This window comes from Methanosarcina sp. UBA411 (genome assembly GCF_002495725.1).
In the GTDB taxonomy this organism is placed as follows: domain Archaea; phylum Halobacteriota; class Methanosarcinia; order Methanosarcinales; family Methanosarcinaceae; genus Methanosarcina.
Map to the genome: position 1 here is coordinate 99,442 of NZ_DAGK01000002.1, position 13,884 is coordinate 113,325.

The following is a 13,884-nucleotide window of genomic DNA, read 5'->3' on the forward strand; positions in this document are numbered from 1 at the left end:
CATATCGAATGTTATTGAAACTACATTTAATTTTTTGTAATAAATTAAATGATGTTAGATCAATTTCCACATTAAACTTCTTTTACTTCCTTTGTTTACTTCTATTCCTTTGTTTAAGCTTATTTCCTCATTGAGGTAGATAAAAAAGCTCTTCTACTTATTTTATCTAAAATCCGGTTTCAGAGAGCTCAAAAAATTAGGACAACTACGCCTAAGAGTTTACTACTAAGCAAATCCGAAAACTAGGGTGGTAAAATTTCGAGTTAATATGTAAACCTTGAGGAAATCAGTAAAAGAATAATAGATGCCGTGAATATATCAAAGATCCTTGATATCTCTGGAGCTTTAATTCTTTGAATAACTAAACCCTCCTTCTCAAAAATCCTATTAAAGCAGAATTTTAGGAAGAATTAGTTTATATTATAATATTACTAATATAATGGCACTAAGATAATAAAATATCAAGTGGAATAATTACGGCTATCAATGCCAAAATGTGGAAAAATTTGGATATTCATTGAGAGGGGTAATAGCTGCGATCATTCTACAAGATTAAAAAGAAATTTTTGGGAAGGAGGTATATCATGAGCGCTCAGAGTCAAGAGGAAAGTAAAACTCAAAAAGCTGAAGGTAAGATTGAGGAGGCTGAGGGTCAGGCCACTCAGGGTGTTGGAAAGGCAACAGAAGGTCTTGGGAAGACTGTAGGTGGCCTTACAGGTGGTATCGGAAAAACTGTGGGAGGCGTCACAGAAGGTGTAGGGAAGACTGTAGAAGGGACCACAGAAGATCTAGGGCAGACACTACAGGGAGCCATACAAGACCTCGGAACTGTAATAACGGAGCTTACAGAGAATCTCAAAGAAGTTGTAGAGGGGCTGACGGAGGCTACAGAGAAACTTATAGAAGAGGTCGAAAAACTTAGAGAGCAGGCTGGTGAGAAAACTAAAGAGTCTGTAGAGCAACTAAAGGGTGAAGGAAAGGAGACTGTAGAAAAGGCCAAAGAGACTGCTGGACAAAAAGGCGAAACTGGTGAAAAGGCTCTAAATGACCTTATAAAGAATATCAGGGAAAGTACAGATAAACTGGCAGAAGAAGTTCGGAAGACTGCCGAGAGGATGAGCCCTAAGAGTAAAAGCTAAGGTTTAAAGCTTGAGTTGTCAATTAGCTAAGGTTTAAAGCTTGAGTTGTCAATTTACTAATAATTTCAGAAGGGAACATAACCCTTAAGCATACTGGTCGATTAATAATGTTACCCTACAATCAATATTTTGAGAACGAGGTTGCTTATTCCCAACCTCGGGCTATATATTTTGACTATAAAACTGAGAATCAACTGTTTTAATCAAGAATTCATCCAGACGATACTGTTCTGATAACAATAAGGATTTCAAAAGCATCCTAAGGATTATGTGCTCCATTGATTGTCTGTAATTGAGACTAAGGGACACAGTTTTGAGTTTTGAGATTAATTTATACGCGCTATTCACTACTTTTAAGGAAATTTTTCATTTTTAATAATAGAAAGTTGCAAAGCAGTCAGTGAAAGCTTTGGTATTAAAATTAAACAAATAGTATTTTAGATGTAGAAGAGATAATCAATGCATATCAATTTAACTTTACCATAAATCCTATAAGGCCAGATACTCTTTTTCAAAAATGTTATTATGCAAAGTATATAAGAGGAAACTTATTATTATAATATATAGAATATTAAACTGGGGATCACGGCAAGTAGCGTCGAGAATTCTCAGGATTTTTCTGCTTGTATCTACTGAAAGATACCTGAGCTGAGACATTCAATAGATTAATAAAAACATTGAATTGAATAAGAAATATTGAATTGGGGGAACAAAATGAAATCAAGTACAGACGACGAAGTTAAAGGTAAGTACCACAAAGCAAAAGGAGAGGTCAAAGAAACTGTAGGAGAAATAACAGGAGATCGTGATCTGGAAGCCGAAGGTAGTGCTGAAAAGACAGAAGGCAAGATACAAGAAAAGAAAGGTCAGGTCAAAAAAGTATTTGGAAAATAAATACTCGTGCGTTATGCGGCTGTATCTGATATGATATGCCGCTACATCCGGTCATCTATGCCAAGAGTATCTTAGATTCAGCTTGTTGATTTAGAAACAGCTTTAAAATAAGACTTAGTAGAAATCCTTTAAGAAGCTGAAGTTAGTGCTGAAAAGACACAAGGTAAGATACAAGAAGGTTGGAACTTTAAAGGTAGATAGTACAACTTTTTTAGTACAAATTTTTACAAAATATCAGTAACTTGGGGGTAATATGCAGCTATAAAATTAAAGCTGCTTATTTATCTTATACAAGCACAAAAAATCAAAACAAACAACTTGAAGTACAAAAATCAAACGAAACAACTTCTGTCCTAATATTTTATAATTTATTTTGCTGGCTGGGAACTGTATACTTTTCAATATTTCTATTGGCACATTGTTTCCAGAAGAGAAGCGGTTTTCCGGTTAAACCCTGCCTGATAACCGCCAAGTAATCTCTGAAGGGAATATAACAGAGGACCGATAAGTCATAGGTCTTAGGAACTTTTTTTAGATCTACAGTTATTTCGTATGGAGCATCATTGACTCTTACGTGCCCTATGATATCTCTTTTCAAGTCGCAAGCTTTTAAAAATCAAATATATTGTTAACTGGAAAGTAAAAATACTATGGTCTACTTATTGAAGCAAAGTTTCAGAGAGCCACGAGTAAACACGGAGGTCTTCCTGAAATACTTGGGTTACCAAGAAAAGATATATGTAATTTGTATAATAAATGGAGCTTTGCAAAATAGGACATAATATTATAAAATAATAAGTATATTAAGCAATAAGTATAAAAAACAGATGTTATATCCTGTATTGCCAAAGGAAACATATCAGAATAAAATAATAACTGAGGGATTATATTATTCGAAAACATCCACTTTCTGGACACTACTTTGAGAGACGGTGAACAAACACCTGGCGTTGCCCTGACAAAGGACAAAAAGCTCTTAATTGCAAGAGCTCTTGATGAGATGGGAGTATCGGTAATTGAGGCAGGCTCTGCAATCACTTCCGAAGGTGAAAGGGAATCTATCAAAACTATTGCAAATGCAGGGCTTGATGCCGAAATCTGCAGCTACTGCAGGATTGTAAAGTCCGACGTTGACCATGCTCTGAAATGTGACGTTGATTCTATCCACCTAGTAGCACCTGTTTCGGATCTTCATATAAGGACAAAAATCAAAAAAGATCGAGATACAGTACGGCAGATCGCAGCCGAAGTAACAGAGTATGCCAAGGATCACGGTCTGATTGTAGAACTTAGCGGAGAAGATGCTTCACGTGCAGACCCTGAGTTCCTAAAGGCTATCTACGCCGACGGAATAGCTGCAGGCGCTGACAGGTTATGTTTCTGCGATACAGTAGGCCTTCTGGTACCTGAAAAGACAACCGAGATTTTCCGTGACCTGTCTTCTTCCCTAAAAGCCCCTATTAGTATTCACTGCCACAACGATTTCGGTCTTGCAACTGCAAACACGGTTGCTGCCCTTGCAGCAGGGGCAAAGCAGGCCCATGTAACTATAAATGGGTTAGGAGAAAGGGCTGGAAACGCATCCCTTGAAGAAGTAGTAATGAGCCTGGAATGGCTCTATAAATACGATACTGGCATCAAACATGAAATGATCTACCGGACTTCAAGGCTTGTAAGCCGGCTTACAGGCATTCCTGTATCACCCAATAAGGCCCTTGTAGGTGGAAATGCGTTCACTCATGAAGCAGGTATTCACGTTCATGGTCTTCTGGCCGATAAGGCAACCTACGAGCCTATGAGTCCCGAATACATCGGAAGGCAACGCCAGATCGTGCTTGGAAAACATGCAGGACGTAGCTCTATTACTCTTGCATTAAAGGAAATGGGGCTTGAGGCTGATGATGTCCAGACCGAGGAAATATTCAACCGGGTCAAGCAGATGGGTGACCAGGGAAAGCATGTAACTGATGCTGACCTACAGACTATTGCGGAAAATGTACTTGATATATATAAAGAGCCCTTGGTAAAACTGGAAGAGTTTACTATCGTATCCGGAAACCGGGTGACTCCAACGGCATCGATAAAACTCAATGTAAAAGACAAAGATATAGTACAGGCAGGAATCGGAAACGGGCCTGTAGATGCTGTAATCAATGCAATCCGTAGAGCTGTAAGTTCCTGTGCGGAAGATATTATCCTTGAAGAATATCATGTAGACTCGATCACCGGCGGAACCGATGCCCTTGTTGAAGTAAGGGTAAAACTTTCCAAAGATGGAAAGGTAGTCACCGCAAGCGGAGCAAGGACGGACATTATTATGGCTTCCGTAGAAGCTGTAATGAACGGCATGAACCGTCTTATCCGAGACGAATGATTCCAGAGAGAATAAATATAAAAATTTCTCAGGAGGGCTTCTCTGCCCTCTCTCCTTTTTCCTGCTGGAAAGATTTTCGGAATCACATACTGTTTATGTTTCTGGGGTCGGGAGAAAACCTTATCCATAAATAACATGATCGATTATGAAATATCTGCAAATTAACAACGAAAAATTGTGAGTGTGAGAGATAAAATATTTCTGATAAACACACCCATACTGGAGATGTACTTATATTCAGATGAGTATCCAGTTAAATCCCATTTCAATAAATAAAAAGGAGTTAAATAATGACAACCGGGTCAACAGAAAAAGTTAATGGCGCAAGGGCTCTGATAAAGTGCCTGGAAGAAGAAGGGGTTGACACCATCTTCGGATATCCAGGAGGGCAGATCATTCCCTTCTATAACGAACTTTATGATTCGAATCTGCGCCATATACTTGTGCGCCACGAACAGGCAGCAGCTCATGCTGCGGACGGGTACGCCCGTGCTACTGGAAAGACCGGGGTCTGCGTTTCCACCTCAGGTCCCGGAGCAACCAACCTGGTAACAGGTATTGCTACCGCATACATGGACTCAGTACCTATTGTAGCCTTAACGGGGCAGGTTCCGACGTTCCTGATAGGTAACGATGCTTTCCAGGAAGCCGATATTAAGGGAATTACCCAGCCCATTACCAAGCACAACTACCTCGTACAGGATGTAAACGAACTCCCGAGAATCGTAAAAGAAGCCTTCCATATCGCCTCTACCGGAAGGCCTGGCCCGGTATTAATTGACCTTCCAAAGGATGTACAGAACGCGGAGATCGACTTTTACTATCCTGACAAAGTAGAGCTTAGAGGGTATAAGCCAACTTACAAAGGCAATATCCAGCAAATCAAACGAGCCGCTGAAGAAATCTCAAAGTCCTGCATGCCTATTATTTACGCAGGCGGCGGCGTGATAAGTTCTAATGCCAGCGCCGAGCTTGTAGAACTGGCCGAGACAATTAATGCTCCGGTTACGACTACCCTTCTGGGAATAGGTGCAATTCCGACAGAACATCCTCTATATGTTGGGATGCTTGGTATGCATGGGAGCAAATATGCAAATTATGCCATTCAGGAATCCGATCTTATTATTGCCGTAGGTGCAAGGTTCGATGATCGTGTGACCGGAAAACTCGAATCCTTTGCTCCCAACGCCAGGGTTATTCATATCGATGTCGACCCTGCAGAGATTTCCAAGAACGTAAAGGTTCAGATTCCAATCGTCGGGGACGCAAAACAGGTGCTCAAATCCCTGAATAAATATATCAAGCGCTGCAATTCAGGAGCATGGATTGAAAAGATAAAACAGTGGAAGAAGGAATATCCACTTACCTATAAACAGATGTCACCTGATGTTATAATGCCTCAGTTTGTCGTCGAACAAATCTCTGAAGCCTGCAAGGATGCAATTATAGTTACTGAAGTAGGGCAGCACCAGATGTGGGCAGCTCAATTCTTCAAGTATAAAAAACCCCGCACATTCATCACATCAGGCGGGCTTGGCACGATGGGCTACGGTTTCCCTGCAGCCATAGGAGCAAAAGTCGGCAGGCCGGATAAAACGGTTGTTAACATTGCAGGCGATGGCTCTTTCCAGATGAACTCTCAGGAACTTGCAACTGCAGTCCAGAATGATATTCCAGTTGTTTCCGTGATCCTGAATAACGGTTATCTAGGTATGGTCAGACAGTGGCAGGAACTGTTCTATGACAGAAGATATTCCCATACATTTATTAAGGGCAGTGTAGATTTCGTGAAACTTGCCGAAGCCTACGGAGCTCTTGGACTGCGTGCGGAAAGGCCGTCCGAAGTAAGGCCTGCAATCGAGGAGGCTGTCAATTCAGGTAGACCTGCTGTCGTTGAAGTAATTGTTGAATGTGAGGCAAATGTTTATCCTATGGTGCCGGCAGGTGCTGCAATCAATGAAATCCTTGATATGGAAGAGCATGCAGACACTTCCTGCGCTATGCCCGATCTGCGTAAGGCAACAGCTGATAGAGTTCTCGACCTGGAGGAGCAATAATGAAACATACGCTTGCAGTCCTTGTGGAAAATAAGTCTGGAGTTCTCTCAAGGGTGGCTTCGCTCTTCTCAAGGCGCGGATATAATATCGACAGCCTGGCTGTAGGAGTCACTGAAGATCCCAAAACCTCCAGAATGACTATAGTAGTTGATGGAGATGACCATGTGCTCGAACAGGTTACAAAGCAGCTTAACAAGCTAGTTGATGTAATCAAAGTTTCGGACATTGGAGGAGATGAAGCTGTAGAGAGAGAGCTCGCACTCATAAAAGTTACAGCTGATGTGAACGCAAGAACCGAGATCATCCAAATTGCAGATATTTTCAGGGCAAGGATAGTGGATGTAGCTCCCAAATCCATGACTATCGAAGTAACCGGGGATGAAGCCAAAATTCAGGCAATTGAAAAACTCCTCAGGCAGTTCGGAATTAAGGAAATGGTCCGGACAGGTAAGATTGCCCTGGTGAGAGGACCAAAGAAGGTTTAAATAATAAGGGACAGGTAAAGAAAAGTAGCTGCTTAATTATTTTTACAGATTGGGGTAGCCGAAAGCGTTTTAAAACCCTCGAAGCTTCATTAAAAAGTAGGCCTGAGTTTCAAGCATCTGCTGAAACTTCAAAAGCTGCCCCTATCCGAAGAAAGCAACTTTCTGAGAATCGATATAAAGCAACTTAATTCTCAGGGAAGTGAACGGATTTCATAATAATGTGCTTCCCGAAAAAGATAAGGGGCTTTGCTCAAAAACTGAAGAATTCATCAGGAGAATCAAACATGGCAACTATAATTTATGATAACGAGACTACTTTTGACGCACTTAAGGACAAAACTATCGCAATAATGGGCTACGGAAGCCAGGGTCACGCTCACGCCCGCAACCTCCATGAGTCCGGGCTTAATGTTGTTGTTGGGCTTAGAAACGGCAGTTCAAGCTGGGCAAAAGCCGAAGGTGACGGCCTGAAAGTTATGACCGTGGCAGAAGCTGCAAAAGCTGCAGATGTTATCATGGTCCTTCTTCCGGACGAAAAACAGGCCTCGGTCTATTACTCTGAAATTGAGCCAAATCTGGAAGCCGGCAACGCACTTGCTTTCGCACATGGTTTTAATATTCACTATAGCCAGATTGTCCCCCCAAAGAATGTTGATGTTTTCATGGCTGCTCCCAAGGGCCCTGGTCACATTGTAAGAAGAACCTATACCGAAGGCATCGGAGTGCCAGCTTTGATTGCAGTCTACCAGGACGCAACAGGAAATGCCAGGGACATTGCTCTTTCTTACGCCAAAGGAATCGGTGCAACCAGGGCAGGTGTCTATGAAACCACCTTCCGTGAAGAAACTGAAACCGACCTTTTCGGAGAACAGGTTGACCTGTGCGGAGGAATCTCGTCCCTTATCAAGACCGCCTTTGAGGTGCTTGTTGAGGCAGGATACCAGCCTGAGATGGCCTATTTCGAGACCTGCCACGAAGTTAAACTCATTGTTGACCTTATCTATGAAGGCGGGCTTGAGAGAATGTGGCATTCGGTTTCTAACACCGCAGAATACGGAGGTATGACCGTTGGCCCCAGGATCATTAACGAGGAGTCCCGTGAAGCCATGTACGAAGCTCTAGCAAGAATCCAGAACGGCGAATTTGCCAAGGAATTCGTGCTCGAAGGTATGGTTAACCATCCTGTACTCAAAGCCATGGAACGCCAGGAAAAGGAACACCAGCTTGAGGTTGTCGGAAAGCAGATCCGTGCAAACATCCCCTGGCTCAACAAGAAGATCGATGACGACTGATCGTGACTGATCTATTCTGTAATATTCTATAATTGACAGCCTGCATAGAGAAAGTTCATTAAGCTAGAAATAGAAAATCAATCCGGAGGAGAATTAATGCCAGTTACAGGGGAAACCAAAGTCATTGACACTATCCTTAACAGACGAAGCGTCCGGGAGTTTACGGACAAACCTGTCAGCAAGGAAGATATCAACACTATCCTGAACGCAGGGCACTGGGCTCCTTCCGGGTTGAACAACCAGCCCTGGCGTTTCATTGTTATCCGGGATAGGGAGACCATCCAGAAACTCTCGAAATGTACGCATTATTCCGGTATTGTGGCAGGAGCGCCTCTACTTATTGCTACTTATCTAGATAATGAAACTTCTTACAACAGGACAAAAGATATTGAGGCAATAGGAGCTGCAATCCAGAATATGCTCCTTACTTGCTGCGAACTGGGCCTTGGCGGAGTATGGCTTGGAGAAATCCTGAATAAAAAAGAAGAGGTCAATTCCATTCTGGGATGCCCTCCAGATCTTGAGCTAATGGCCGCTCTCGCAATCGGGGAACCGGTTCCAAAGGAAAGAACCTCAACACGCAGGGCTCTTTCCGAGATAGTATTTGATGAAAAGTACGGCCAGAAGTGGCAAGAGTAAACCTGTCCTGGAAATTCCAGGTTAAGTTTTCTTTTAATCCGTTCCTATGTAATTTGAGGATATTCCGGTTAAAGGATATTCCAGTTTCGTTAAGGATTAAGTTTATAAGCTATTTAGCACTATAACCAGCCAGTTAGCTGATTACAGTTTTATCTGTCAGCAAATCGGTCATAGTTTTTTCACTAAAAGGTCTGTAGTGTAGAGGATATCACTGGAGCCTCCGGAGCTCCGAACCTGGGTTCGATTCCCAGCAGACCTGTTTACCTGAAACAGTTAGGTTTAAGTTTCAATTTTATTTTTATAATGTTTTCTGGACAAAAGATGTAAAACAAGATCTAAAAAAAGGAATATCAGTTTCGAAGGGGCTAGTGTAATGTCTAGAAGATTAAATCGTCGCTTCCTGCGTGCTGGAAGAAGGATATCTTTAGTTCAGTTAATTCTCATAGCGATAATACTGTATTTTTTGCTGCGTATACTGCCGCTTTTGTGGACTTTGTTTTTGATCGTCGTTCTAATTATACTCTTGAAAGTAGTGCTGGAAACCTTTTAATTAATTTTTGATGTATTTTCCCTGTTCTATAGTTTCACTGCTTTTAATAACTTTTTCTAAATAACAACAAATATTTCTGTAATTTTTTATTGTCCAGTTAAAACATTGGCTTAAATTATTTTAGAATTTTACAATGTTTTTAGGCATGGTTGAATGTGAGGCGATAACTCATGTATGCTCTCTATGCAAATTTTTGAACAATTGCAGGTCACGAAATAATTGTAGGATTAAAATTAATGTGAGAGTCGCATAGTTTGAGAGTCTTGCATAAAGTTTTATAGCATTTTCGTATAAAATAATATAGACAGTATGGAACTTTCCAACATTACCCAAGCTCCATAAAACACGCCTATAAGGTATGATTACGTCAGCTTTGTGTATATTTAAGCTTGGTTATTCTGCCTTCGGATAAAATTCACAGGAGTGAAATATGAAGCATGATAAAACAACGACATAAGTAAAAAATTTCCACTCAGACGATATAGCAAGCACCCAATATGTTTATCCTTAAAAGATGATGACAATGAATAAAAGCATAAAATATATGATCGTTTTCGTTGGAGCAGTTTCTTTGATAATGTTAAGTGCTCTAGCGTTGTCAGGCTCGCAAGATGGTATTAAACTTGCAAATCCCTCACAAGATAATATCAAACTTGCAAATAATGACATGCCTTTATACAGCGAAATCAGTGCATCACTTGCACCACTAAGTCCTGAAGAATTAAACAATCACTCTTATACGATTGTAATAGGTACAGTGAAGGAAATAAATCCAAGCAAATGGAATTCTATCGACGGAAAAAGACCCGATGATATTGATTCATTTAGCCTGGAGAATCTTATCTATACAGATATCACCATAAGTGTAGATGAATACCTCAAAAACCCATTGTCATCCAAAGAGGTTACAGTGAGAGTGGATGGCGGAACAGTTGGAAACGATACTTTAGAAGCTAATCATGAACCGAGTTTCAAAACTGACGAAAAGGTTTTACTTTTTTTGACGGAGGATGTTACCAACCGTACTAAGGACATTGAGCCAAAACATCTCAGAGTTACAGGGTGTATGCAAGGTAAGTTCACATTGACTGATGATGGGAAAGCCGTAAGACCTGATAAAACTGTTAGTCAGGAGGAATTGTTGAGTACAATTAAAGAGTAAACGCAACTTATTTAATGAGTAGTATGTAGTATAACCACATTTTTGAGGAAGCAAATTAGGTTGAGAGAGTATTTTTGTAATCTACGAATATTCTATTTAAAGTACTACCCTCCATGAATATTTTTATGTTTCTTTTTTCGAGATTATCCCAGAAGTGATCTTATTTGCATATCGATAAGAGTCTCAGAACTAAGTTAATGATCGGAAGCTCGATTGACTATTCAAAATTAGAAATTAAAGGGCGTAATTGTAGTTTTGGGATATAATAAACTCTATTCCAAAATCTAGTGGTTTTAAACTTTACATTCATCACTAGATTTTGGTACTGAGTCCTGAATAGTTACTATTATTTTTCTTAGTTAGCCTGATACACTTTCAACTTGCTGAACTCACAGGTCAAAACATGGTCGTATTCTCAGGCTCACTGTTTGACTTTTAGAATATGTCCTTTTACATCTTATTTTAAAAATGTCTCAAAGCGGCTTAGAACGATAGGCGTTTTTACTGTTAATGGAAACACAAAAGCGCAATGAGAAAGGAATCCAGGAAAAACTCTGCATTTTGTCCTTGGATTAACCAAATTTCACCTAAATTCCCTTTAAAACTCCTAGGGAATACATAGCTTTTACAACAAAACCTATGCATGATAGATTATATTAAATAATTTTAATTATTAGTCTTTTGAGGAAAGCACTATGGTTGAATCAAAAAAGGATATAGGCATTCGTTTAATATGTGAGCTAGAGGAAGTATTTAAAGAACTTCCCGACAAAGAATTTGATGATGGAGTATTTGAAAGAGTAGATTCTCTTTTGTTGTCAATACTTAATCCTGATAATGTACATAAGCATTCAAACATACAGGATTTTCTGCTTACAAATAAAAATAGATCTCAACTTTTAGCATATATTAGGCATGCAATTACACAAAATTATAGCTTTAGAGGTTATGGTGAAAACGGAAAAAAAATATTTGTGTCCCCAAATCACACACAATGGTATGATGACGGTGTTATGTTTTTGGAAGGAGAAGAACTTTTTGCAGGCTATATTGGATTATATATCAATGGCGAGGTAAGATATGCACTTTCTAATCGTGATAGTAGAGTTGGAGAAATTTTTGAAAAAGATGATCTCAAATTTATCTCTATCGATGAGGCAAATACTCTCTCTAGAGAATTAGAAAAGAAACGTATTAAAAATCTATCCAGTTTAGAGATGCCAATCTATGAACTTGAAAAAATGTTAAAGGATCATGAAAAAAGTGAATCAAAGTATCAAGAATGGATTGAGAAATATCCGTGGATACTTGGTTTACAATATAAAACAATACAACCCCATCCAATATTTGACAATGAGAATATACCTGATTTTAATGGTATTCGTACTCATGATGACTATAGAGATATTATCGAAATAAAACAACCGTTTCTAAATTTATTCCGTCAAGATGGAGGTTATACTTCTGAATTTAATGACTCTTGGAATCAAGTAGAGAGATATCTGCTTTATGTAAAAGAAAATAAAGATTATTTAGATCGAAACAAAGGGTTGAAATTTGAAAATCCAAGTTGTATACTTATCATTGGATATGATTTAAGTTCAAGTCAACGAGAAGCTCTTAGAAAAAAGGAAAAGATGAATTCTGCAATAAAAATCTATACATACAATGATTTAATTGCATATGGTAAATACACAGTCGATATTTTAAAACAAATGAAATTAAATCCTAATGTTTGACATGATTCAAGATAAAATTGGTTATACACGTAAGTTAAAACATATGTATCATTGTTGTGCTTTCCTTCTTCTCTAGTCACGAGGCTAAATAATGCAACTGCCTAATGAGGACAATGAAGTTTTTTGTTGCAACAATTACAGGCGTGACTATCTATACTGCTGTTCTAAATTTCTTCGTTACTATTCACAGATATGTGAACAAAATGTATAGGTTATACAAAAATATGTTTTCGGAAAAAAATAAAATATCTAAAATATTGGTCGTACATCATTATGCGGTTGATGTTTTCATGATTAGTTTTCCAGTGCTAGAAATGCTTCATGTTTCGTACATCAAGCATGCTATTAACCTTACTTAACTGTAAAAAAGGTATGATGCGCCACTAAAAGTGTTTTGGAAATAACATCAGCTAACTAATAGTGCACGACCAAAATATTACACTTTTTTAAAATTCAATTCAAACTCTTTAAGTTGTTCGAATTTTTTAATATTTTCTTTGTATTTTTCTGAATGATGATCTATTAAAAATAAGTAACACTCATAAGCAACATCGATAAATTCACTGATTGACTCCTTATCTAGCAAACTAATGCGCATATCCTCTTGTGCCCACGTAACAGGTTTAAAGTGAATAAAAAAATTTCTAGTTTTAACAAATCTGCTTAGTAATGTCCAATTTTTATTTTCAGTATATTTAAACCCACAGATCAACTTTAGTAACCAACCCAATTTATCATCCATATCTATCCTTAAAATATCTTTAATCTCTGTTTTAGAAAAACCTTTTAAATCTAGTTCACAAAACAAAAACAAATTAACCATACTTTCAAAAGATGAAACTGCATAAAACAAAATCATTAATAGCTCATCTTTATCAAACTGATCCTCATCCAAAAGATTCAATTTTTTTGTAACACGTTCTTTTATATCAATAAAATCATCAACAATCCATACATATTCATTATAAAAAGAATCAGAATACTTATCAATATCAATTAACTCTTCAATTTTAACAATTGCCTGACTAGGATTTTTTAAATATAAATCAACAAGATCATTAGAAACTAATATATTATGAAGCATTGTTTTTCCTAATTCCTTCAAAATCTCTTCATATTTAGTATCATATTCATTTATACTATTATCAGGTTTCATGAATTTAAATAGAATCAAAACATATATAGAATCTTCCAATACTTTGCCCTAGATTCTAAAAATCAATTTTTTAGATAAATAATCTATAATACTCTTTTAAATCAAAAAGAGAGCAAGATAAATACTTTATTCCTTTACAAATTATTTTATTTATAAATAAGGCATCTGATCCCATTTTCATCCATGCAAATCCAATGTTAAATGTGAGGGAAAAACAGCGTTTAATTTCCCAATTAAAGTATCTAAATCCGTTAAACATCAAATAGAGCCTTTAATGAATATGCCTTAATGGAGGAAGGACTGAAACTATATTTAATTGGGCAAATAATGTTTAATATCCCTTAAAAAACTAATCATTTTTCAAGGAGTCTAAAAATATATGAAAATACGATTTTAT

At 38.1% G+C, this 13,884-nt stretch carries 11 protein-coding genes and 1 tRNA gene; 10 read left to right on the forward strand and 2 right to left on the reverse strand.

Annotated features, from left to right (window positions below; translation table 11 throughout):
• The first annotated feature begins 584 nt into the window (after positions 1 to 584).
• Positions 585 to 1,139: a hypothetical protein gene (locus tag BP861_RS00835; RefSeq protein WP_292371614.1), complete on the forward strand. Its 555-nt coding sequence runs from the start codon at positions 585 to 587 to the stop codon at positions 1,137 to 1,139.
• 714 nt (positions 1,140 to 1,853) lie between these two features.
• Positions 1,854 to 2,033, forward strand: a complete 180-nt coding sequence (locus BP861_RS00840) for a CsbD family protein (RefSeq protein WP_292371616.1) — start codon at positions 1,854 to 1,856, stop codon at positions 2,031 to 2,033.
• Positions 2,034 to 2,394: 361 nt separating this feature from the next.
• Here the strand turns inward: BP861_RS00840 and BP861_RS00845 are convergent, their stop codons facing one another.
• Positions 2,395 to 2,631 (reverse strand): hypothetical protein, encoded by a 237-nt coding sequence (locus BP861_RS00845; protein WP_292371618.1) that lies wholly within the window; start codon positions 2,629 to 2,631, stop codon positions 2,395 to 2,397.
• Between the two features lie 303 nt (positions 2,632 to 2,934).
• On the opposite strand from BP861_RS00845, the gene BP861_RS00850 reads away from it, so the two are divergent.
• From BP861_RS00850 to BP861_RS00885, 8 genes are all read left to right on the forward strand, one after another.
• On the forward strand, positions 2,935 to 4,407 hold the full coding sequence (locus BP861_RS00850; RefSeq protein WP_422655880.1) for a (R)-citramalate synthase: 1,473 nt from the start codon (positions 2,935 to 2,937) through the stop codon (positions 4,405 to 4,407).
• 290 nt (positions 4,408 to 4,697) lie between these two features.
• Complete coding sequence (locus BP861_RS00855; RefSeq protein ID WP_292371620.1) at positions 4,698 to 6,464, forward strand: acetolactate synthase large subunit; 1,767 nt, start codon at positions 4,698 to 4,700, stop codon at positions 6,462 to 6,464.
• Entirely contained in the window at positions 6,464 to 6,949 is a 486-nt protein-coding gene (gene ilvN / locus BP861_RS00860; RefSeq protein ID WP_292371622.1) for an acetolactate synthase small subunit, read from the forward strand. The genes BP861_RS00855 and ilvN overlap by 1 nt, the downstream gene beginning before the upstream one ends.
• A 284-nt stretch (positions 6,950 to 7,233) precedes the next feature.
• Positions 7,234 to 8,241, forward strand: a complete 1,008-nt coding sequence (ilvC, locus tag BP861_RS00865) for a ketol-acid reductoisomerase (RefSeq protein ID WP_292371625.1) — start codon at positions 7,234 to 7,236, stop codon at positions 8,239 to 8,241.
• 96 nt (positions 8,242 to 8,337) lie between these two features.
• On the forward strand, positions 8,338 to 8,880 hold the full coding sequence (locus BP861_RS00870) for a nitroreductase family protein (RefSeq protein ID WP_292371627.1): 543 nt from the start codon (positions 8,338 to 8,340) through the stop codon (positions 8,878 to 8,880).
• A 187-nt stretch (positions 8,881 to 9,067) separates the two neighbouring features.
• Positions 9,068 to 9,139: transfer RNA gene (locus BP861_RS00875), tRNA-Arg, on the forward strand.
• 814 nt (positions 9,140 to 9,953) lie between these two features.
• A complete protein-coding gene (locus BP861_RS00880) occupies positions 9,954 to 10,592 on the forward strand; it encodes a hypothetical protein (protein ID WP_292371629.1) in 639 nt (212 codons plus the stop codon).
• A 695-nt stretch (positions 10,593 to 11,287) separates the two neighbouring features.
• Positions 11,288 to 12,331 carry a Shedu anti-phage system protein SduA domain-containing protein gene (locus tag BP861_RS00885; protein ID WP_292371631.1) on the forward strand — a complete coding sequence of 348 codons (1,044 nt, stop codon included), beginning with the start codon at positions 11,288 to 11,290 and terminating at the stop codon, positions 12,329 to 12,331.
• 436 nt (positions 12,332 to 12,767) lie between these two features.
• On the opposite strand, the gene BP861_RS00890 is transcribed toward BP861_RS00885, so the two are convergent.
• Positions 12,768 to 13,487: a hypothetical protein gene (locus tag BP861_RS00890; RefSeq protein WP_292371633.1), complete on the reverse strand. Its 720-nt coding sequence runs from the start codon at positions 13,485 to 13,487 to the stop codon at positions 12,768 to 12,770.
• Between the last annotated feature and the right edge of the window lie 397 nt (positions 13,488 to 13,884).